Origin of the sequence: Alcaligenes sp. NLF5-7, assembly GCF_024266725.1 — a bacterium.
In the GTDB taxonomy this organism is placed as follows: Bacteria; Pseudomonadota; Gammaproteobacteria; order Burkholderiales; family Burkholderiaceae_B; genus Alcaligenes; species Alcaligenes phenolicus.
This window is the reverse complement of sequence record NZ_CP100755.1, coordinates 2,446,333-2,466,925: the sequence shown is the minus strand read 5'-3', so window position 1 is coordinate 2,466,925 and position 20,593 is coordinate 2,446,333. Positions and strand designations below refer to the sequence as shown.

The following is a 20,593-nucleotide window of genomic DNA, read 5'->3' as shown; positions in this document are numbered from 1 at the left end:
CCAACTGTCGGGGGGCTGTTTTTTGCCTTTGCCATTGGCTTTGTCAGGGCCAGAATCAAGGCCAGTATCTATGGCTGGCCCATATCAACAGCATGCCCCCTTCAAGGATGCACAGGCGTAGGAATATCCCAGATATTGAGATCCGCATTCTCGCGCTCCCAGGCCCGCACAGAGAACTTGGCACGATTGAACAGACCCAGATAGTTTTCATAGCGAATCTTGTTGCCTATGGCCACTGGCAACTCGTCCAGAAACTCCCTCATCTTGGACAAGTCCGCATGGTACTGAGCCGGTTCCATCAAACCGCCCGGTGTCACTGAAGTGGGAGGGGCCGACTCAAAGCGATTACGCGTAAAGATCACCACATCTGAACCCCACAGAATCCGGTTCTGGTATTCATTGAAGAAATTCAGCCAATCCTGGCGACTGGGCATGCCCGGCTCGGGATTCAACATATAGTCCTGCACCAGATCCCAGGAAATATCGGTAGACCAGCTGGGGCAGGCATCCAGCACTTCTTTCACGCGCGTAATGTGGTCGCTGGTGGGTTTCACAAAACGCCCCAGGCCCGTATGCGCCCACACCACCTTGGCTTTGGGCGCATGTCCACACACGTGCTTCAAGCCGTCCACATAGTCCTGATCGGGATAGGAATGCTCCAGCTCACCCTGGTAATTGACCTCTACCCGGTACATATCATTGTGCAAGATCGCGACCAGACCAATCTCTTCAATGGTCTTGAACAAATACTCCAGCGACTCGGAATACAGCGATACCTTGCTGCCATCGCCCGCATCAGGCGGTAGCGGCACAGAGGGGGCCTTGGTTTGTTCTACCGTTTCACCAGCCAGCTTGCTGGACACCAGCTCCTTGTGAATGGTGAACTCTCCCACCCCGGCAAACACGCCTGGAAAACTGAGCACCGCACGCTTGATATGTTGCGAGGCATATACGTCCATGGGATTGAAGGCCGTAATCATGACATCCAGCTTTTCCTGATACTGGGGCGGCAAGCGCTCGTACTCGCGCGCAAACATGGCATCCACAAAAGAGTAGTAATACAAGTCTGCTTTGGGGCCTATGTAGTAGTTCGGGCCATACATCTGATCGCCAGACTGTGCCTGGTACTGTTCAAACCCATCCCAGCGTTGCTGCAAAGGAATCGGCATGATGGTGGAGCGCACAATTTGCTGGCGATTGGCGCTCATATAGCGCTCTGCATATTCCTTTAAGGAAATACCTTGCATGGCGTAATTGGAAGCGTGGAAATGCACGTCTGCATACAGCTGGCTGGTATCCAGCCGGGGCTCCGGGCTTTGAGCCATAACACCGCTCTGAACCGCTGCGAATAAAGCCAGGCCAGACGCAGCCAGCGCTTTTGCGTTTATATGATGGCAAGTCATTCTTGTCTCCCTCTCTACAAGTAGTGTGCGAAACCTGAAACGGCAACGTAACAACCATACCCAGAGCGCCGTCAATAAATGACAGAAGATAACAGATATTCTTTTAAAGAATTTAATTCATATTTTTTTCCATACTTTTATATTTTTATTATTAATAGCCATACAAATATAATTCAAAATCAAATTAAAAATAAAATACTCAATTAAATTCTGAATTTAATTCAAACCAATTTATTAATCACTTCAATAATCAGGCAGTACAAATCGCCTGTGCACAGCACCTGCTCCCGCATGGCCGCCCTAAGACACCGAGTTGGCAAATAGCAGCGAAGCGCCCAAGCTGAACAAGGCCACGCCTATCACCCTGTCCAGCAATCTTTGCCGGGCCAGCATGGCTGCCCGCAAGCGCTTGTTTGAGAACACCAGCGCCACAATGCTGAACCAGACCCAATGGGCAAAAGACATGAAAAATCCATAAGCGAAATTCAGCCAGAACGATGCATCCGGCTGCACCAGCTGCGTAAAGGTGGCCACCACAAACAACATGGTTTTGGGATTCAAGGCATTGGTCAAAAACCCCATGCCAAAAGCTTGCCAGGCGCTGGGCATATTTCCTGCCTCGCCGTCCGTATTCAAAACAGTGCGATTACGGAAAGACTGATAGCCCAGGTACATCAAGTACGATGCCCCCACCACTTTCATCACCAGAAACAAGGTGGGAGACTGAGTAATCAGAATCGCAACGCCCAGTACCGTATAGACCACGTGCACCTGCACCCCGGCAGCAATACCCAGAGCCGAAATCAGGCCAATCTTGCGGCCAAAGGAATAGCCATTACGAGTGACCATGGCAAAGTCGGGGCCTGGGCTGATCACGGCCAGGATAGTGATAGTGGCAACGGCCAACAGTTCATGCATTTTTAACAAGCCTAAGTTTGATGAAATCGGTGTGACCAGCCAGGTCAAGGGCAGCCAAACCGCAGAGCAAGCCCTACACTCTAGGAATGAGATCGTTCCTTCGCGGACGATCTACCAGTCTGTAAAGACCGCTCCAGTTGGAATGTGAAAACCCTTCCTGGTGAGCTATGTATTCATCCAATTTATATAGTTTTTGCGATTCTCAACGGGACCAATCCAGATTTTCAAAACCCAAGAAAAACCCTCCCAAACTTCTATCGTTTTCTTGTTTGAATATTCGCTCTCAGGATTTCATTATTGATAATCCTGTGCTAATTTAAAAACGATAATTCCTGCGCTATTTCTGTGAGTTTTCATCGACCATGCAAATCCCCAATCTCACGGCCTTCCGCTACTTCGACACGGCCGCCAAGGCAGGCAGCTTTGTGCAGGCAGCCCAGCTGCTGCATGTCACTCACGGCGCGGTCAGTCGCCAGATTCGGGCGCTGGAAGAATCTTTGGGGGTAGAACTGTTTGAACGGCGCAATCGAGCTGTATTTCTGACACAGGCAGGCCGCCAGCTTTTGCATGTGACCGCGCCCATGTTCGAGCGCTTGGAAGACGTGGTGTATCAGTTGCAGCAGACCCAGCGTGAACATGCGCTGGTCGTTTCCTGCGAGCCAACCATTGCAATGAAATGGTTGATACCCCGACTGGGGGATTTCCACACTCTGCACCCCAATATCACCGTGCATCTGATTACAGCCGGGGGACCAGTGAACTTTGCTCAAATGGGAGTGGATCTGGCCATACGCCGTGACGACTTTCATTGGGCAGACTCGGTCTGCGGCCTGAAGTTGTGCGAAGAAATGATAGGGCCGGTCTGCCAGCCCCACTATCCCCACACCCAGGACACGGCCAAACAGGTGCTGATACAAAGCAGCTCCCGTCCGCAAGCTTGGGCCACCTGGGCGCGACTTAGCGGCCAAGTCATACGCTCTGCCAACAAGCTGGAACTAGAGCATTTTTATTTATGTATCCAGGCCGCCTTGTCCGGACAAGGCATGAGTATTGTGTCGCATCTGATGGTGCAAGATGAACTGCAAAGCGGTCAGCTCATTGCCCCGCAAGGATTCATTGCGGACGGCTCGGCGTACTACCTGCTCTCTCCCCAGGCTCTGGATCAAAACCCGCGTGCGGAAGTATTTGCCGACTGGTTAAGTGAGCAGTTGGCGGCTTAAGCCCAGTGCTGGCGGCAAACAGCAAAATGGGCCATACGCGCTATACCAGAACATCATCGTGACTTTGTCTTTCAAATAGATAAGCAGTCCGCAAAAGTACTGCGATTGGAAAGCAATAACTCATTCAATAATTCTTGAATTGTTGTATTATTACTCCATGGAAGAATCTCAAGTTATCCGCTCCCTGGCCGCTCTGGCCCACGAAGCCCGCCTACGGGTTTTCCGCGCACTCGTTGTTGCCGGGCCCACCGGACTGACACCCGGCTCTCTGGCTGAGCAGCTAGGCATTGCCCCCAACGCCCTGTCCTTTCATTTAAAGGAGCTTAGCAATGCCGGGCTGATCCACGCCGAGCGGCAAGGTCGCAATCTGCTCTACAGCGCCAGCTTTCCCGCCATGAACGATCTGCTTACTTATCTGACCGAGAATTGCTGTCAGGGTCAAACCTGCCTCCCAACGCAAGACCTGTGTCAGAACTGCTAGAGCGCCGGACACTTGATATCCACGTCCTGCAAAAACCACTCGAAACTTAACTGCCTTGCTGGCTATCCCTCTGATCAGAACACTCCGTCATGTTTCTTGCTGTACTCATTTTCATCGCTACCTTAACCTTGGTGATCTGGCAGCCCAAAGGTTTGGGCATTGGTTGGAGTGCCTCTTTAGGCGCAGTTGCTGCCTTGCTGTCTGGCGTCGTGCAATGGACTGACCTGGCCCTGGTCTGGAATATCGTCTGGAACGCCACCGCCACATTTGTCGCCATTATCATCATCAGCCTGATATTGGACGAGGCAGGTTTTTTTGAATGGGCCGCCCTACATGTCGCCCGTTGGGGAGCCGGCAACGGGCGCAAGCTCTTTGCCTTTATCGTGATTCTGGGCGCAGCAGTCTCTGCCCTGTTTGCCAATGACGGAGCCGCACTGATTCTGACGCCGATTGTCATGGCCATGTTGCTGGCCTTGGGCTTTTCACCGGCAGCAACTCTGGCTTTTGTCATGGCAGCTGGTTTTATTGCGGACACAGCCAGCTTGCCGCTGGTCGTCTCCAATTTGGTGAACATCGTCTCTGCCGACTACTTCAAACTGGGCTTCACGGACTACGCCGCCATCATGGCACCCGTCAACATCGTGTCTGTACTGGCCAGCCTGGTCGTTCTGATGCTGTACTTCCGTCGCGACATTCCCGCCCACTATCGCCTTGAACAATTAAGAGCGCCTGCTGAAGCTATCAAGGACATGGCCAGTTTCAAGGCTGGCTGGATGGTGCTGGCGTTATTGCTGACAGGCTTTTTTGCACTGGAACCCCTGGGTGTCCCTGTCAGTGCGGTTGCCGCAGCAGGCGCCATCATTTTGCTGGCGGTTGCCGCCCGTGGCACAGTCATCAGCACACGAAAAGTGCTGCGTGGCGCCCCCTGGCAAATCGTCGTGTTCTCGCTGGGCATGTATCTGGTGGTTTACGGCCTGCGCAATGCCGGGCTAACCGATTACCTGGGTTTATTGCTGGATCAGTTCGCCCAAGCTGGCGTGTGGGCGGCGGCCATGGGTACCGGCGTCCTGTCTGCGCTGCTGTCCTCGGTGATGAACAATATGCCCACGGTCCTTGTCACCGCCCTGTCCATTGACGCTTCCAGCGCCGAGGGCGTCGTCAAGGAAGCCATGATTTACGCCAACGTCATTGGCAGCGATCTGGGCCCGAAATTCACACCTATAGGCAGTCTGGCCACCTTGCTGTGGCTGCATGTCCTGGCCCAGAAAGGCACAAAAATCAGCTGGGGCTACTACTTCAAAGTAGGAGCCATCCTGACCACACCCGTCTTGCTGATCACCCTGGCAGCCTTGGCGCTGCGACTGGGTATCGCCCACTAAACCCTGATATCAAGATCGCGCCATGACAGACATCATCATCTATCACAACCCCGCCTGCGGCACTTCGCGCAACACCTTGGGCCTGATCCGCAATAGCGGGCAAGAACCCACCATCATCGAGTATCTGCAAACACCGCCGGACCGCAGCACGCTGACTAAGTTGATCGCAAACTGTGGCCTGAGCGTGCGTGAAGTCCTGCGACAAAAAGGTACGCCCTATGAAGAACTCCGGCTCGGCGACCCGAAATGGAGCGATGAACAGCTGATTGATTTCATGTTGCAGCACCCGATTCTGATCAACCGCCCTATTGTTGTCACCCCATTGGGAACGCGCTTGTGTCGTCCCTCGGAACAGGTGCTGGAGATACTTCCCCAAGCACAACAAGGTGCCTTCCGGAAAGAAGACGGCCAAGCCGTTATTGATGAAAAAGGACAAAGAATTGAGCAAGCCTGATTTACCCAATCTGGACGAGCACGCATTTAACACTCCAGATATGGCAGAACTGCTGCCTCAAGCACGCGCCACACACCCACCTCGAATTCTGCTTTTATATGGTTCCCTGAGAGAACGCTCCTACAGCCGCTTTCTGACACAAGAAGCAGCACGGCTGCTGGAAGCAATGGGTGCAGAAACCAGAATTTTCGACCCGCAAAGCCTGCCCTTGCCCGACGGTGCAGCAGAAGACCACCCGAAAGTGCAGGAGTTGCGCCAACTCGTGCAGTGGGCCGAAGGCATGGTCTGGACATCGCCCGAGCGCCACGGTGCCATGAGCAGCGTTCTGAAAGCACAAATTGACTGGATACCGTTAAGCATCGGTGCTGTACGCCCAACACAAGGCAAAACACTGGCCGTGATGCAAGTGTCAGGCGGCTCGCAATCCTTTAACGCCTTGAACCAGATGCGGGTTCTGGGCCGCTGGATGCGCCTGATCACTATCCCCAACCAGTCTTCGGTTGCCAAAGCCTTTCTGGAATTTGACGAAAAAGGCCGCATGAAACCTTCGTCCTACTACGAGCGCGTGGTGGATGTGATGGAGGAACTGATGAAGTTCACCTTGCTGACGCGTGACTGTGCGCAGTATCTGGTGGATCGATATAGCGAGCGCAAGGAGACGGCGCAGGAGCTGTCTGCACGGGTACAACAGCGCAGCATCTAGCGCGCCAATCAGAACGGAAAACACCTCGCTGCACTTTTCAAAAACACACAGTCGCTATACAAACAAGGTAGGGGCTTGCCCCTGCTTTACCTCATACCCCGCAGCTACATCAGTTTCCCTTCATCTTTCCCTGCCAGGCTTTGCACATGCGTATTCTCTTAATCGAAGATGATCCTTCGCTGGGCAGTTCCTTGCAGTCCTGGCTGCATCTGGACGGCTATGCTGTGGACTGGTTGCAACGTGGCGATCAAGTTGCCACAGCCCTGGCCACTCATACCTATCAGTGCATCTTGCTGGATCGGGGCTTGCCCGGTGTGGACGGCGATGCGGTTTTACGCAGTCTGCGAGGAGCCAGCGGATCTCACGCACAAGTGCCCGTCATTGTGATCACTGCGCGCGATACCTTGGCTGACCGGGTACAGGGTCTGGATCTGGGCGCGGACGACTATCTGGTCAAACCGTTTGATCTTGAGGAGCTGTCCGCGCGAGTACGTGCGGCCTTGCGCCGCAGTGCCGCCCAAGCCTCTCCCCAATGGCGTCACGGTCCCGTCGCCATTGACCCGACAGCCAAGCGCGTCACCTTGAACGACAAGCCTGTGGCCGTAACAGCACGCGAATTCGCTGTTCTGCAAGCCTTGATGCATCATCCCACCCATATTCTGAGTCGTGCCCAGCTTGAAGAAGCCCTTTATGGCTGGAGCGAAGAAGTGGAAAGCAACGCTATCGAAGTACACATCTACAATCTGCGCAAGAAATTGGGCAGTGACTTCATCGTCACCGTACGTAATCAAGGCTACGTTCTGGCACCCGCATGAAAAACCTGCTCCAGAAACTAACGCGTATCCGCTTTACCGCCAAGTCCCCGGTGTCACGCCCGAAAGGCTGGTCCTTACGACGTCGTCTGCTGCTTACCGTCATGGGCACCAGTATTGGGCTGTGGCTGGTCAGCCTGGCCATCGTAGTCGGAGTGGCCTGGCACGCAACCGGCGATGTGCTTGATGATGCCCTTGAAGAAGGGGCACGTCTGGTACTGATGCTGGACCCGCAAGAGGCGCAGGCTTCTGCCAATACAACAGACACACGACTGAACCGTGACGCGGCTCTCAAGCTGCGCATGTATTACCAGCTCGTGGCCGCAGATGGCCGGGTACTGCTACGCGGCGACGACACTCCCAAAACGGCTTTTATCCCCCAGGCGAAACGCAAGCAAATCACCACTGTCTGGGTTGATGACGAACTCTGGCGGGTTTACGTGCGCCCCGGAGCCGGAGGGGTCACAGCCCAGGTTGGCCAGCCTATGGAAGAACGCCTGGAGCTGCTCGAAGACATGGCCGAGAACCTGGTGTGGCCCGCAGTGGGGCTACTGGCGCTGCTGGGTCTGTCCAGCTGGTTCCTGATCCGACGCCTGATGCGTCCTTTGGAGGACACGGCTAAACGCATCAATTCCAAATCGTCTGATGACCTCACTCCTGTAGAAGGCGGAAATCCCCCACGCGAGCTGCAACCCATGCTGGATGCATTGAATGCGCTCATGGCACGCTTGTCTTCCGCACTGGAAAGTGAACGGCGCTTTACGTCCGATGCCGCACACGAACTGCGTACGCCCTTGGCCGGGCTGCGCATGCGCGTTCAACTAATTGAGCGCGAGCTGCAACTGCCTGAAGCCCATCTGCAGCAATTGCGTGCGGACCTGGACCGTTGTACCGCCCTGGTAGAAAGCCTGCTCGCCCTGACGCGACTGGAGCCGCAGGCCGAACCCTTGAAGCGTGAAACCGTAGACCTGAATCAGGTCCTGGACAGTCTGATTCCATCCCTGCCTTCGACATCCATCAACATGGAAAGAGCCCTGGCCGTCACAAGCATACAGGCGGCGCCAGTGCTGTTAAACAGCGCTTTACGTAACCTGATTGGCAATGCCATTCGCTACGGCGGCGCAGGCGTCCGAGTACGGGTCGAAACAACACGCAGACACGATGGCGGTGTACGCCTTGCGGTCCGAGACAATGGGCCTGGCGTCCCCCCCGAACAACGGCCCAGACTGGGAGAACGCTTCTTTCGCGTATTGGGAACCGGCCAAACAGGCAACGGACTGGGTTTGTCCATCGTGGCCCGCATCGCGGCCTTGCACGAGGCCACGCTTTCCTTTGAAGAGGGGCTGGACGGCCAGGGTCTGAGTGTCGTGCTGGATTTCCCACCCAATTACGTATCTTAAGATTGCCTTCAGGTTCGGGGGGTCTAATAAAACTATTCCGCAATCGGCGGAACATTGACCCGATAACCCGATACAGGAAACTCAATCATGCGATTCACTTTACCCACTCTTGCTGCCGTACTTGCTCTGAGCGCCACCGCTGCCCTCGCGCAACCAGCCAACTACACAGGCCCAAGCAATGCCCCTCAAGCCGCCACGGCTACCGGCTCCTACTCTGGCCCTAACAATGTGCCGCTCATGACCATCAAGCAGCTCCTGGAAACCGGCCGCGACGATCAAATCGCGCGTTTGCAAGGCCGTCTGGTGTCGTTTGAAGGTGATGAGCGCTATATTTTTGAAGATGCCACCGGCCGTATCACGGTAGAGATCGACAACAAGGACTTTCCGGCTGGTCAAACCATCAGCGCCGAACAGAAAGTGGAGCTGACGGGCGAGTTCGACAAAGGCCTGCGCAAAACCGAATTTGAAGTCGACCGCCTGAGCCTGATTCCTTGATCCTGCCTGGTCTGATGTCCCAGTGGAATTGGTACCGGACAAGCTGAAACCAATGGGCTTATCCGGTACCAGGCCCCCTCAGCCATCAACCGCATAAGCCACCAAAGGCGAGGCCGTCAATCCGGCGGTCGCTCAGGGTGGCAAAATCAATCGGCAAGCTCAGCAACAGAGCCATCAAGCTGATAACAAGATACCGAAACCATTGCTTGGAGCGTCGCCCGCTATCTGACAGCACCAGCGCATGGAAAGTCAGTACGACAGAAAACAACAACGTCAAAAACATCGGTCCCCCCCCTCATTCCAGCGTCTCAAGCAAGGAGTAGCCCCGCACACTCTGATCCTTCTGAGCAAGGGCAATCTGGAGTGCCAGATCAATATCCTGCTGCAAGTCGGCAAGTGACTCCAAGCCCACAGACAAGCGCACGAGATTGTCCCCAATCCCGCAGTGCATGCGATCCTCCGGCGACCAGCGTCCATGTGTCGTTGATGCCGGGTGCGTGACCATGCTGCGTGTATCTCCAATATTGGTGGCAATTGAAATCAGCTGCAAAGCATCCATGAAAGCCCAAGCCTCTTTTTGGCTCGTGCCCACTTCAAAGCTGACCACCCCTCCAAAGCCGGCCTGCTGCGCGCAAGCGATTTCATGGCAGGGATGCGACTCCAGGCCCGAGTAAAACACCGAACCGACATTCGGATGCTTATCCAGCCAACGCGCTATCGACAGTGCGCTGGCACTGATGCGCTGCATACGTAACTCAAGCGTCTCAAGACTCTTGAGCAGTAACCAGGCATTCATAGGGCTCAGGCAGGCTCCTTGCGAACGCAACACCGCCCGCAGTGGCTGCATCAATGCCTCGGCCCCACCGACTACACCGGCTATGCACCGCCCTTGGCCATCCATATATTTACCGGCAGAGTGCAATACCAGATCCGCGCCGTGCCTCAATGGTCGCTGCAAAACTGGGGTCAGCATGGTGCTGTCTACCAGGAGCAATGCCCCATGGGCATGGGCCATGCGCGACAGCCGGGCAATATCGGCAACCTGCTGCATCGGATTTGCTGGAGTTTCAACAATAAGCAGGCAGGTAGCGCTATCGATCGCCTTTTCCCAAGCGTCGTAATCCAACATGCCAACGACGCGCACCTCCACGCCATAAGGGGAAAAGTGCTGACGCAACATCGTCAGAGTCGTGCCAAACACATCACGTGCGCACACGATATTGCGACCACTCGCGGCAAACGCCATCACCACCGCTGACAATGCAGCCATGCCGGATGCAAACGCCACCGCCGCCTCAGCCTCCTCCAGGAAGGCAACCCGCTGCTCGAACGTCTTTACTGTTGGGTTGGTAAATCGACTATAAACATTGCCCGGCTCCGTCCCGCCAAAACGAGCGGCTGCCTCACTGGCTGAACTGAAGCAATAGGCAGAGGTCAGTGCAAGCGGCTCGCAAAAGCTGTCAGAGACATCGATACCCTGTCCAATCCTGAGCATTTGAGTAGCACCTTGGTCATTGAACATCATGGAGATCTCAGTTGAATTCAGATTGAGTCCGTCGAAAAGCAACAGACGACAGAAAGAGTGAAGAAATACCGGCAATCGCGGTCAGCATGGCCAGGACCATGACTGTGGCCTGATAGCTACCCAAACGGTCATAACCGTAAGCACCTAATTGAGCAGACCCAAAAGCGCCGATCTGGTGAACCAGAAAAAGCATGCCAAATACCTGACCCTTGACGGCGCCTCCATAGCGATCCAGGCAGATCGCTGAGGTCAAAATGACCGTTCCGAGATAACTGGCCCCAAATACAGCCGCAAAGACATAGGTCGTCACTATCCCGGAGGGAGCCAATAACAAGCTCATGGCCAGACAGCGTAGTACGTAGAATGCCGCCAGCAGCCGATGCTGGGAGAAGCGCAGCGCCAACCAGCCAGCCGCTAAACCGCTAATCATTTCCAGCACGCCAAACAAGCTCAAGCTCATCCCCATACTTGCGCGGCTCACCCCGGCATCGCGCCATAAAGGCACCAGATGAACGTCAATGAACGCCATCGACGCCCCACAGCCGAAGAAACCAAAGGCAAGCACGTAAAAGCCAGGATCACGCAACACGACAGGCCAAGTGCCAACGCGTTTCTCCTGAATATGTCCGACAGACTCTTTCGCAGGCAAAGGCACTCGTGCCCCCAGCCAGAACAGCAAGGCCAAAGGCCCCAGGAACAGCAGACCAACAACAAAAAAGACCTGCTGCCATTCGAAATGGGCTTGCAACCACAACCAGAATGGGGAAAGGACAATGAATCCAATTGCCGTGCCATTAGTGATCAAGGCATAAGCGAAGCTTTTATTTTTCTGGTCGAACAACCGGTCAACCAATATGCCCATGGGCACAAACGTCATCGCCGCCAGAGAAAACGCCGCCAAAAGTCCATACAAAATGACAAAAAGCCAGTACTGATGAGGTAGAAGGCCAAGCAAAAGGAATGCTCCCCCTCCAAGCACACTGCCGATCAAGACGGTCCAGATGGGCCCAAAGCGATCCGACAAGGCACCGACCATCGGCGATGCCAGCCCGGATACCAAAAGGAACACCCCGCCCACAAAACCGAAATCTGATCGGCCGCGCTCAAAAGACAGAGCCAGGTCATTGAAATAAACCTGGAAAACCCCTTTGAACGCGCTCGAGAGAAACATGGCCAGAAATCCCAGCCCGACCAGAGAGCGGACAACATTCTTGTTTTGCATGAAGCAACATCCACCTCAGATTTTCAATGGCGCACCGAATCAACTCAGACGAACGGGGCTTGGCTGACAGTACTCTCTATGCAAGTTGTCATACATGTTCCAGAACAAGGTGCAGGTATGGTCCACGGCCTCCAGCGCCTGTTTCGGTAAACCTTGTCCACGAAACCCCGGCGCCACGACCGCCTTGGCGAGTTCAGCACTGTGTCGGCAATTGGGCATGCCACTCAAATTCATCATCACAAAGAAAGCGGGTTGACCGGCATAGCTGGCATACAAGGCTTGCGTATCGCCGTCTGCCACTTTGCGGTTCAAGGCGTCCAGGAACAGACGCGCCTGCTCTCCCGACAGCTCAGAGGCAAACCCCAGCGTGCCCTTATCAGCGACCGTCATATTGATACGCTCCAGCACCCCGGCCCCCGTTGCTCCCGTAAAAGCGGGATTCCAATGAAGCTCAATGACTCTTGATTCTTCCGCCACGAGGACAAATCCTTTCGATGTAAAAATTTCTTGTTTATCGTAAATTCTCGACCATCCAGGCTCCAGACTGTTTCAGGACATAAATAGAAAAGAAAACACCATTAAGAAAAAGGAATAAAAAGCGATAACATCGCTAAATCAAATCAATGATTCATCCGAATAACACATGAAACGGATTTTCTTTGTCGTCCTTCCCCAGATGCACATCCTGGATCTGGGAGGGCCTATGCAGATTTTTGCTTCTCTAACAGAACTGGATATAGCCGACATCAAGATCCAGTGTGTCGGGCCGGAATCCCACATCAAAAGCTACCAGGGGATTTTTCTAAGCGCGATTGCTCCTCTTCCCAAGCGTCTGATCGCAGGAGATGTCGTTGTCGTAGTCGGAAGCAAAATCCAGGCCGAACTCCCCGCAACGCCGGCACAGCAACAAGTGACGCAATGGCTACGTGATATCGGGGGCAAGCTACCGTCGGGAATAGTGATCGCCAGCGTTTGCACAGGCGCTGTGCTGCTGGCACAAGCAGGACTGCTGGATGGTCGCCTCTGCACGACACATCACAATCACCTCAAGACCCTGCAACAACTTGCGCCACAAGCACGGGTTATCAGCAAACGCATCCTTGTGCAGGATGGTCCTATCTCTACCTCAGCTGGCGTTTCTGCAGGAATAGATCTGGCATTGCACCTGATCACCCAGTATTTCGGCAGCGCAATCAGCGCACGTATCGCGCGCGAAAATCTGATTCAGTTTCGTCGTCTGGAAGCAGACCCGCAGTTAAGCGTCCATCTGAGTTATCGCAATCACCAACATCCCTTGATTCATGAAGTGCAAGACTGGTTGGCACAGCAGACGGTTCAAACCCCGCTCAACGAATCCTTATCAGCAAAATTTTCAGTCAGCTACAGGCATCTGAGCCGCCTGTTCATGAAAGAATGCGGCATCAGTCTGAAGCAGTACCAACAGATCATGCGGCTGGACAGATCGCGCCAATTATTCATGGATACCGACTGGTCTATTGAGCGAATTGCTGAGCATTGCGGTTTTGCCAGCTTGCAATCATTTCGAGCCGCCTGGCGGCAACACGAAACACTTCCTCCCTCAAAATGGCGAGATAAGCAAAGGCAAGACTCTCAAGGCCTGCGCTGATCTTGCGCGGTTCCCGGTCAGCGACCTTTTTTGCAACGACGACGCAGAGCCTGACTACAAATGAATTATTAATTTCACCGACTCTGTAAAACGCAGCCAAGAAAAAAGCCCCCACACATTGCTGTGCGGGGGCTTTTGAATTCTGGCGGACAGAGGGGGATTCGAACCCCCGATACGCTATAAACGTATACACGCTTTCCAGGCGTGCGCCTTCAACCACTCGGCCACCTGTCCTAACTGTTCTTTTGGCCAAGCAATTTGAAGCTGCTAACGCCAAGTCCATAATAATAGCAGCACTTATCCTTGTAACGCAAGTGCTCAAATTCTTTCTTCGGCTAATTAGTAGCAACTAAACAGTAAAGCGGACAAACAGCTTATTCCGAGTCCGGCGGATAAGCTCCACCCACCGCTCGCAGCAAGGCTTCCCAATGATCGCGCTGGCGCGCCAGGACGCGCAGGTCGGCACCCAGCAAGCGCACATCGGTAAATTCAAACGGCTCTACATCGTCCAGCCCGGCCAGTTCGGTAATATCGGCCACGCCTCGTCCCTGCCCCAGGATCTTGGGGGCCAGGTACATCAGTAATTGGTCCACTACACCCGCATCAATCAAGGCACCGGAAAGGCGAGCACCGGCTTCTGCATGGACTTCATTGATCTGTTGATCTGTCATCCAGTCCAGAACGGCACGGACATCCACCTGACCTTCGTGCAAGGGCATGGGAATAACCTGTGCATTTCGATCTGCCAGCTCCGCCTCCAGCTCGGGATCACGACGGTGACTGAATACCCAGCACGGCGTGCCGTCCAGCAAGGCAGCTTTCGGGTCCATGCGTAAATGCGTATCCAGCACAGCCTTGATCGGGGGACGCGGCGTAGAAACCGCACGCACATTCATTAAGGGATTATCGGCATGCACGGTTCCGATGCCTGTCAGCACGACGCAACTGCGGGCGCGCCAGTGGTGACCGTCGTCACGAGCCTGCGGCCCGGTAATCCATTGAGAGCGACCGTCCGGCAAGGCACTGCGGCCATCCAGCGAAGCGGCCATCTTCATCCACAACCAGGGACGCCCACGTGTCATGCGGGCAAAGAAACCGGCGTTGATCGCCAGCGCCTGCTCTACGCACAAGGGGCCATCTACGATAATACCCGCCTGACGCAAGCGTGAAACGCCGTTGCCAGCCACCAAGGGGTTGGGGTCGTACATGGAAAAGACAACACGCCCAGCGCCTGCTTTGATCAGCGCATCGGCACAAGGAGGGGTTCGCCCGTGGTGACTGCAAGGCTCCAGGGTGACGTAAAAGGTCGCACCGGCCACACTGACGCCGCGCTCTTTGGCTTGGCGCAAGGCCATCACTTCTGCGTGGGGGCCACCCGCTTGCTGTGTTGAACCCGACGCCAATAATTGGCCATCGCGCACGATCAGGCAGGCGACTCGCGGGTTGGGGGCACTGATATAAAGGGATTTCTCGGCCAGCTCCAGGGCTTGCCGCATCCAGATGACGTCTTCTTGCTCGACCATAGCCTTAGCCGCGGTCGGGATCGTTCATTTCGTCGATCGCCTCTACGAACTCGCGGATGTCTTTAAAGCTCTTGTAGACCGAGGCAAAGCGCACATAGGCCACCTGGTCCAACTGCTTGAGCTCGGCCATGACCAGCTCGCCTATGGTCTCGGAGGAGACTTCGCGCTCGCCAGTCAGTTGAAGTTTTTCTTCGATACGCTGCACAGCGGCATCGACCTGAGCCATGGGGATGGAACGCTTGCGCAGTGCAACGCCCATGCTCGCCCGCAAACGTGCGGGATCAAAATCCATACGAGTGCCATTGCGCTTGGCCACAACCGGCAGGCTCAGCTCGGCACGCTCGTAAGTCGTGAAGCGCCGTTCACAGGCCGAGCATTTACGACGTCGCCGTATGGCGTCGCCTTCTTCGGTGATTCGAGAGTCGATCACCTGGGTATCGGCATGGTGGCAGAACGGACACTTCATTCAAGATCGCGGGCCTCACGGCCCGCTCCGGCTGGATTACTTGGAGGAGTAAACGGGCAACTTGGCAGTCAGCTCGTGTACACGGCGACGAACGTCCGCCAAAACGGCTTCGTCGTGAGGGTTGTCCAGTACATCAGCAATCAGGTGCGCCGTCAATTCCGCTTCGGCTTCTTTAAAGCCGCGAGTGGTCATGGCAGGAGTACCCAAACGCACGCCGCTGGTGACAAATGGCTTCTCGGGGTCGTTAGGAATGGCGTTCTTGTTGACCGTGATGTGAGCCTTGCCCAGTGCTTCTTCAGCCACTTTACCGGTGATGCCCTTGGGACGCAGGTCTACCAGCATGACGTGGCTTTCGGTGCGACCGGACACGATACGCAGACCGCGCTCAACCAGAGTGCGGGCCAGAACGTCAGCGTTCTTCACAACTTGAGCAGCGTAGGTCTTGAACTCGGGAGCCAGAGCTTCCTTGAACGCAACAGCCTTACCAGCGATCACGTGGATCAGTGGGCCGCCTTGAATGCCGGGGAAAATAGCCGAGTTGATGGCTTTTTCGTGTTCGGCCTTCATCATGATGACGCCACCACGAGGACCACGCAGGGACTTGTGAGTCGTAGAAGTCACGAAGTCAGCGTGAGGCACGGGGTTGGGGTAAGCACCACCAGCAACCAGACCGGCGTAGTGGGCAATGTCGATCATCAGCAAGGCGCCGTTTTCATGAGCAATACGAGCCATGCGTTCGAAGTCGATGCGCAGGGCGTAAGCCGAGGCACCACCCACGATCAGCTTGGGCTTGTGCTCTTTGGCCAGGCGCTCCAGCTCGTCGTAGTCCAGCTCTTCGTTCTCGTCCAGACCGTAGGATACGAAGTTGTACAGCTTGCCCGATGCGTTCACGGGGGAACCGTGGGTCAAGTGACCACCTTCTGCCAGACTCATGCCCAGAACGGTATCACCGGGCTTGAGCACAGCCATGTACACGCCCTGGTTGGCTTGCGAACCGGAGTTGGGCTGCACGTTGGCGGCTTCTGCACCGAACAGCTCTTTCAGACGGTCAATAGCCAGTTGCTCGACCACGTCCACGAACTCGCAACCGCCGTAGTAGCGCTTGCCAGGATAACCTTCCGCGTATTTGTTGGTCAGTTGTGTGCCCTGGGCCTGCATCACGGCGGGGCTGGTGTAGTTTTCCGAGGCGATCAGCTCGATGTGCTGCTCCTGGCGCACATCTTCGCTTTGAATCGCAGCCCAAAGATCGGGGTCAACTTTGTCAAGAGTCGCAGAACGGTCAAACATGAGGGTTCCTAAGGATAAAGTGGTAGCAAACTAAGAAAGCAACATTTTAGCGCGGAAGCGCGTCAAACCACCGAGACAAACGTCTCTGGTGGCAGAAACCCCAAAAAACATGGAAATAAGTAAGGCGGCGGCAGGCGGACTCAAGAGAATATGAAAAAAACTCAAACAGTCCGCCCTGGGGAATCAGGATTGCTGGATCAAACGGGGATTCAGGGTATACATACCGGTCAGGGATGCACGACCCAGAATATGACCTTCCATGGCGCGCAACACGTCCTGGCCATTGAAGCGACCTTCCAAAGGCAGCTCGGCAATATCCAGGGCATAAACCGTAAAGACATAACGGTGCGGCAAAGCATCGTTCCACGGAGGGCACGGGCCGTCGTAGCCGAAGTAATCACCATTCATGTCGCGGTCGCTGGCAAACCAGTTGGTAAAGTCGTTCACGCCCTGGCGCGTATCGTCCAGAGCCAGTGGACCGGCTTTACCGCGTGGCGTGATGCCCTTGGAATAAGAGCCTTCTGCCAGGCTACGCAGTTCGGGCGAGATGTTGATCAAGACCCAATGAAAGAAATCCACCCGTGGCAAATCCGCCGGTACCTCGCGCCCATCCTGGTTCACATCGTCCGGTTTACTGGGGACATCGGGGTCGTGGCAAATAACCACAAAGGATTGGGTCTGCTCGGGAACATCGGACCATTCCAGATGCGGATTGGCGTTACCGGCCAAGGCGACTCTCGATTGCGCGTCGTAACGGCAAAACGCCAGACGCTCGGGAATCACGCTCTGATCTTGAAAAGAATCACTACGCAGTTTCATTGCAGACCTCCACAATCAATCAGCCGGTCAAAGTGACTCGCGCAAACTTGCGCTTGCCCACTTGCAGCACATAGCTGCCCGGCTCCAGTTGCAAACCTTTATCGTCCACACGTTCGCCATTGATGCGCACGCCGCCCTGCTCCACATTGCGCTGGGCTTCGCTGCCGGAAGCAACCAGACCTGCTTCGCGCAAGACACGCAGCAAGGCCAGTTCACCGGCCACGGTTACCTCGGGCATGTCTTCGGGCATTTCGCCACGACGGAAACGGGCATCAAATGTTTCCAGTGCCTGCTCGGCGGCCTGGGCACTGTGGAAACGTGTGACGATCTCCTGTGCCAGCTCCACTTTGACTTCACGTGGGTTACGGCCTTCTTCAATCTGCTTTTGCAGACCGGCGATGTCTTCCAGACTACGGAACGACAACAGCTCGAAGTAACGCCACATCAAGGTATCGGAGATGGACATCAACTTGCCGAACATGGAGTCCGGCGTTTCACTGATACCAATGTAATTGCCTTTGGATTTGGACATTTTTTCTACGCCGTCCAAACCCACCAGCAATGGCATGGTCAAAATACATTGCTGTTCCTGACCATATTCTTTTTGCAATTCACGCCCCACCAGCAAATTGAATTTCTGGTCGGTACCGCCCAATTCCACGTCCGCTTTCAATTGAACCGAATCGTAGCCTTGCAGCAAAGGATACAAAAACTCGTGCACCGAAATAGGCTGATTCGCCTTGAAGCGCTTGGTGAAATCATCACGCTCCATCATGCGAGCCACGGTATAACGCGAAGCCAGTTGAATCATGCCGCGCGAACCGAGCTTGTCGCACCATTCCGAGTTGTAGCGAACTTCGGTACGGGCAGGGTCCAGAACCAGCGCAGCCTGATCGTAGTAGGTCTTGGCGTTGGCAATGACCTGCTCGGGCGTCAGGGGCGGACGAGTCGTGTTGCGGCCGCTGGGATCACCAATGGTGGAAGTGAAGTCGCCAATCAAAAAGATGACGGTATGCCCCAAATCCTGCAGCTGGCGCATCTTGTTGAGCACCACTGTGTGCCCCAGGTGAATGTCGGGAGCCGTGGGGTCCAGACCCAGCTTGATACGCAGCGGCTGTCCTGTTGCATGGCTGCGCGCCAGTTTGCGGGCAAACTCGGATTCGACGAGCAATTCGTCGCAGCCGCGTTTGACGATGGCTAAATCAGCCAGGACTTCTGGAGAAAGGGGCTCTGAGGGGGATGACATAACAAATCTGGTGACAAACTAATGAGTAAAAATGCTCGAAAAATTAAGCCTAATGCGCTAGGATAGCCTGCTATTGCGAGACGTGCTTAAGAATTGAGCAAGGTTTCGTAAACCAAATTATTTTATCATTCCCGCGCAGGTCAGATCGCCAGGGCTGGAATGTTCTGTCCGCCCAGTACAACTGACCTCCGCCTGCCAGCCGGGTGGACGGTAAACCGTACGTCCAACAAGGTTCTGGTTTTATGTTCAGCAAAGGGAAACGCTCCTCCTCCCACCTCAACATCCACCAGCCTCGGTCCGCCCGAGCCCTTTTTATCCGTGCCGGTTTGATCACGCTTGCCCTTGGCTCTTTTGTAGCCGCCGGTGCACTTGCCGTGGTGATGCCCAGCAGCCCGGAACCCCAGATTTACCAAGCCCGCACCGCCTTGACCCTGCCATCGGACCTGACCGTGCTGCAGGCCCAGGACCAGCAAGCCTACATTACTGAAACCCGCATCCGCCGTGGCGACACCTTGTCCGCCCTGCTCCAGCGCATGGAAGTCAGTGAAGAGGGCCTGCTGCAATTTCTGACGCATGACAAGAAAGCGCGCTCCATCTACAAGCTTTACCCTGGCCGTACCGTACAAGCCGCATTGGATGCCAATGGCAATTTGCAGTGGCTGCGCTACCGTCATACTCCCTACTCCGATCAGTCCGGCCAAGGTCTGGCAAGCTGGCTGGAAGTACGCCCGGATGGTAACAATGGCTTTATCGCCCAGGAACAAACCGACCTGACCCAGACCCGAGTGCGCGTGGCTCAAGCCACCATCAACAGCTCGCTGTTTGGCGCCAGCGATCAGGCCGGCATCCCCGACAACATCACGCTGCAAATGGCGGATGTGATGGGCAGCAAGATCGACTTTCTGAAAGATCTGCGCAAAGGCGACAGTTTCCGCGTGGTCTACGAGTCCTACGGTCATGAAGGCCAGGACGTGGGTTCGGGCCGCTTGCTGGCAGTGGAATTCATCAATCAGGGCAAAATCCATGAGGCCGCCTGGTTCCAGCCTGAAAATGGCTCCGGCGGTTATTACGATTTCAGCGGCCAAAGTCTGAAAGGCGCTTTCCTGCGCACCGCCCTGAAGTTCACCCGCATCAGCTCCACCTTTGGCGGTCGCCGCCATCCGGTGCATGGCGGATGGCGTGACCACAAGGGTGTGGACTATGCTGCCCCATCCGGCACCCCCATCCACGCTACCGCGGATGGCACGGTCGAGTTTATTGGCCGCCAGAACGGCTACGGCAACACGATCATCCTGAAGCATCACGGTCAGTTCACCACCTTGTACGCTCACCAGAGCCGCTTTGCCGCTGGACTGCGTAAAGGCGACCGCGTAGAACAAGGCCAGTTGATTGGCTATGTGGGCTCGACGGGCTGGGCAACAGGCCCACATCTGCATTACGAATTCCGTATCGCCCAGAAAGCCGTTGATCCCCTGTCGGTAGACCTGCCAGTAGCACGCGTTCTGGATGCCCCGCAGCGCAAGCAGTTCCAGCAAACCCTGGCTTCCTACCAAAACAGCTTTGCCTTGCTGCACACAGATGCTGAGCCCGTAAAGCTGGCCAGCCGCTAAACC

At 55.2% G+C, this 20,593-nt stretch carries 21 protein-coding genes and 1 tRNA gene; 10 read left to right on the top strand and 12 right to left on the bottom strand.

Going from position 1 to position 20,593, the window contains the following annotated elements:
* Positions 1-101: 101 nt before the first annotated feature.
* The gene (locus MID00_RS11350) at positions 102-1,325 is read right to left on the bottom strand and encodes a hypothetical protein (protein WP_254498840.1); all 1,224 of its coding nucleotides are present in this window, start codon (positions 1,323-1,325) and stop codon (positions 102-104) included.
* Between the two features lie 378 nt (positions 1,326-1,703).
* On the bottom strand, positions 1,704-2,321 hold the full coding sequence (locus MID00_RS11345) for a LysE family translocator (protein ID WP_254498839.1): 618 nt from the start codon (positions 2,319-2,321) through the stop codon (positions 1,704-1,706).
* 362 nt (positions 2,322-2,683) lie between these two features.
* Between MID00_RS11345 and MID00_RS11340 the strand changes: the two genes are divergently transcribed.
* The 8 genes from MID00_RS11340 (at position 2,684) to MID00_RS11305 (ending at position 9,265) form a co-directional block, all read left to right on the top strand.
* A complete protein-coding gene (locus MID00_RS11340; RefSeq protein ID WP_250756099.1) occupies positions 2,684-3,541 on the top strand; it encodes a LysR substrate-binding domain-containing protein in 858 nt (285 codons plus the stop codon).
* A gap of 157 nt (positions 3,542-3,698) precedes the next feature.
* Positions 3,699-4,022, top strand: coding sequence for a helix-turn-helix transcriptional regulator (locus MID00_RS11335; RefSeq protein WP_254498838.1), 324 nt, complete (start codon positions 3,699-3,701; stop codon positions 4,020-4,022).
* 89 nt (positions 4,023-4,111) lie between these two features.
* Positions 4,112-5,401: an arsenic transporter gene (locus tag MID00_RS11330; RefSeq protein WP_254498837.1), complete on the top strand. Its 1,290-nt coding sequence runs from the start codon at positions 4,112-4,114 to the stop codon at positions 5,399-5,401.
* A gap of 22 nt (positions 5,402-5,423) precedes the next feature.
* The gene (arsC, locus tag MID00_RS11325; RefSeq protein WP_060186680.1) at positions 5,424-5,855 is read left to right on the top strand and encodes an arsenate reductase (glutaredoxin); all 432 of its coding nucleotides are present in this window, start codon (positions 5,424-5,426) and stop codon (positions 5,853-5,855) included.
* Positions 5,842-6,558: an arsenical resistance protein ArsH gene (gene arsH, locus MID00_RS11320; protein WP_302329851.1), complete on the top strand. Its 717-nt coding sequence runs from the start codon at positions 5,842-5,844 to the stop codon at positions 6,556-6,558. Before arsC ends, arsH begins: the two co-directional genes overlap by 14 nt.
* A gap of 146 nt (positions 6,559-6,704) precedes the next feature.
* Positions 6,705-7,373, top strand: a complete 669-nt coding sequence (locus MID00_RS11315) for a response regulator transcription factor (RefSeq protein WP_009460700.1) — start codon at positions 6,705-6,707, stop codon at positions 7,371-7,373.
* On the top strand, positions 7,370-8,770 hold the full coding sequence (locus tag MID00_RS11310; RefSeq protein WP_254498836.1) for an ATP-binding protein: 1,401 nt from the start codon (positions 7,370-7,372) through the stop codon (positions 8,768-8,770). The genes MID00_RS11315 and MID00_RS11310 overlap by 4 nt, the downstream gene beginning before the upstream one ends.
* An 87-nt stretch (positions 8,771-8,857) precedes the next feature.
* Complete coding sequence (locus MID00_RS11305; protein WP_254498835.1) at positions 8,858-9,265, top strand: YgiW/YdeI family stress tolerance OB fold protein; 408 nt, start codon at positions 8,858-8,860, stop codon at positions 9,263-9,265.
* Positions 9,266-9,350: 85 nt separating this feature from the next.
* Here the strand turns inward: MID00_RS11305 and MID00_RS11300 are convergent, their stop codons facing one another.
* Genes MID00_RS11300 through MID00_RS11285 form a run of 4 tightly spaced genes read right to left on the bottom strand, consistent with a single transcriptional unit; the run spans position 9,351 to position 12,489 of the window.
* Complete coding sequence (locus MID00_RS11300) at positions 9,351-9,548, bottom strand: hypothetical protein (RefSeq protein WP_203145455.1); 198 nt, start codon at positions 9,546-9,548, stop codon at positions 9,351-9,353.
* Between the two features lie 12 nt (positions 9,549-9,560).
* Entirely contained in the window at positions 9,561-10,865 is a 1,305-nt protein-coding gene (locus MID00_RS11295; RefSeq protein ID WP_254498834.1) for an aminotransferase class V-fold PLP-dependent enzyme, read from the bottom strand.
* Positions 10,798-12,012, bottom strand: coding sequence for an MFS transporter (locus MID00_RS11290; RefSeq protein WP_254498833.1), 1,215 nt, complete (start codon positions 12,010-12,012; stop codon positions 10,798-10,800). Before MID00_RS11290 ends, MID00_RS11295 begins: the two co-directional genes overlap by 68 nt.
* 39 nt (positions 12,013-12,051) lie before the next feature.
* Positions 12,052-12,489 (bottom strand): hypothetical protein, encoded by a 438-nt coding sequence (locus MID00_RS11285; protein ID WP_254498832.1) that lies wholly within the window; start codon positions 12,487-12,489, stop codon positions 12,052-12,054.
* A gap of 166 nt (positions 12,490-12,655) precedes the next feature.
* Between MID00_RS11285 and MID00_RS11280 the strand changes: the two genes are divergently transcribed.
* Positions 12,656-13,639, top strand: coding sequence for a GlxA family transcriptional regulator (locus MID00_RS11280; RefSeq protein ID WP_254498831.1), 984 nt, complete (start codon positions 12,656-12,658; stop codon positions 13,637-13,639).
* Positions 13,640-13,782: 143 nt separating this feature from the next.
* On the opposite strand, the gene MID00_RS11275 is transcribed toward MID00_RS11280, so the two are convergent.
* The 6 genes from MID00_RS11275 to tyrS all read right to left on the bottom strand — a co-directional run bounded on the left by MID00_RS11275 (position 13,783) and on the right by tyrS (position 18,980).
* Positions 13,783-13,873, bottom strand: a tRNA-Ser gene (locus tag MID00_RS11275).
* A gap of 140 nt (positions 13,874-14,013) precedes the next feature.
* Positions 14,014-15,162 (bottom strand): bifunctional diaminohydroxyphosphoribosylaminopyrimidine deaminase/5-amino-6-(5-phosphoribosylamino)uracil reductase RibD, encoded by a 1,149-nt coding sequence (ribD, locus tag MID00_RS11270; RefSeq protein ID WP_254498830.1) that lies wholly within the window; start codon positions 15,160-15,162, stop codon positions 14,014-14,016.
* 4 nt (positions 15,163-15,166) lie between these two features.
* Positions 15,167-15,628 (bottom strand): transcriptional regulator NrdR, encoded by a 462-nt coding sequence (nrdR, locus tag MID00_RS11265; protein WP_003801815.1) that lies wholly within the window; start codon positions 15,626-15,628, stop codon positions 15,167-15,169.
* A 36-nt stretch (positions 15,629-15,664) separates the two neighbouring features.
* Positions 15,665-16,915 carry a serine hydroxymethyltransferase gene (gene glyA / locus MID00_RS11260; RefSeq protein ID WP_009460681.1) on the bottom strand — a complete coding sequence of 417 codons (1,251 nt, stop codon included), beginning with the start codon at positions 16,913-16,915 and terminating at the stop codon, positions 15,665-15,667.
* Positions 16,916-17,098: 183 nt separating this feature from the next.
* Positions 17,099-17,734 carry a YbhB/YbcL family Raf kinase inhibitor-like protein gene (locus MID00_RS11255; protein ID WP_009460679.1) on the bottom strand — a complete coding sequence of 212 codons (636 nt, stop codon included), beginning with the start codon at positions 17,732-17,734 and terminating at the stop codon, positions 17,099-17,101.
* Positions 17,735-17,753: 19 nt separating this feature from the next.
* Positions 17,754-18,980, bottom strand: a complete 1,227-nt coding sequence (tyrS, locus tag MID00_RS11250) for a tyrosine--tRNA ligase (protein ID WP_009460677.1) — start codon at positions 18,978-18,980, stop codon at positions 17,754-17,756.
* 242 nt (positions 18,981-19,222) lie between these two features.
* Between tyrS and MID00_RS11245 the strand changes: the two genes are divergently transcribed.
* Positions 19,223-20,590 carry a M23 family metallopeptidase gene (locus MID00_RS11245; RefSeq protein WP_009460675.1) on the top strand — a complete coding sequence of 456 codons (1,368 nt, stop codon included), beginning with the start codon at positions 19,223-19,225 and terminating at the stop codon, positions 20,588-20,590.
* Positions 20,591-20,593: the final 3 nt, after the last annotated feature.

Bases quoted from the DNA above. Each gene is read 5' to 3' on its own strand.
- MID00_RS11350 (WP_254498840.1), bottom strand. From the start codon at position 1,325: ATGGCTCAAAGCCCGGAGCCCCGGCTGGATACCAGCCAGCTGTATGCA.
- arsC (WP_060186680.1), top strand. From the start codon at position 5,424: ATGACAGACATCATCATCTATCACAACCCCGCCTGCGGCACTTCGCGC.
- MID00_RS11245 (WP_009460675.1), top strand. From the start codon at position 19,223: ATGTTCAGCAAAGGGAAACGCTCCTCCTCCCACCTCAACATCCACCAG.
- MID00_RS11290 (WP_254498833.1), bottom strand. From the start codon at position 12,012: ATGCAAAACAAGAATGTTGTCCGCTCTCTGGTCGGGCTGGGATTTCTG.
- MID00_RS11280 (WP_254498831.1), top strand. From the start codon at position 12,656: ATGAAACGGATTTTCTTTGTCGTCCTTCCCCAGATGCACATCCTGGAT.
- nrdR (WP_003801815.1), bottom strand. From the start codon at position 15,628: ATGAAGTGTCCGTTCTGCCACCATGCCGATACCCAGGTGATCGACTCT.
- tyrS (WP_009460677.1), bottom strand. From the start codon at position 18,980: ATGTCATCCCCCTCAGAGCCCCTTTCTCCAGAAGTCCTGGCTGATTTA.
- ribD (WP_254498830.1), bottom strand. From the start codon at position 15,162: ATGGTCGAGCAAGAAGACGTCATCTGGATGCGGCAAGCCCTGGAGCTG.
- MID00_RS11340 (WP_250756099.1), top strand. From the start codon at position 2,684: ATGCAAATCCCCAATCTCACGGCCTTCCGCTACTTCGACACGGCCGCC.
- MID00_RS11335 (WP_254498838.1), top strand. From the start codon at position 3,699: ATGGAAGAATCTCAAGTTATCCGCTCCCTGGCCGCTCTGGCCCACGAA.
- MID00_RS11310 (WP_254498836.1), top strand. From the start codon at position 7,370: ATGAAAAACCTGCTCCAGAAACTAACGCGTATCCGCTTTACCGCCAAG.
- MID00_RS11330 (WP_254498837.1), top strand. From the start codon at position 4,112: ATGTTTCTTGCTGTACTCATTTTCATCGCTACCTTAACCTTGGTGATC.
- MID00_RS11255 (WP_009460679.1), bottom strand. From the start codon at position 17,734: ATGAAACTGCGTAGTGATTCTTTTCAAGATCAGAGCGTGATTCCCGAG.
- MID00_RS11300 (WP_203145455.1), bottom strand. From the start codon at position 9,548: ATGTTTTTGACGTTGTTGTTTTCTGTCGTACTGACTTTCCATGCGCTG.
- MID00_RS11345 (WP_254498839.1), bottom strand. From the start codon at position 2,321: ATGCATGAACTGTTGGCCGTTGCCACTATCACTATCCTGGCCGTGATC.
- MID00_RS11305 (WP_254498835.1), top strand. From the start codon at position 8,858: ATGCGATTCACTTTACCCACTCTTGCTGCCGTACTTGCTCTGAGCGCC.
- MID00_RS11315 (WP_009460700.1), top strand. From the start codon at position 6,705: ATGCGTATTCTCTTAATCGAAGATGATCCTTCGCTGGGCAGTTCCTTG.
- glyA (WP_009460681.1), bottom strand. From the start codon at position 16,915: ATGTTTGACCGTTCTGCGACTCTTGACAAAGTTGACCCCGATCTTTGG.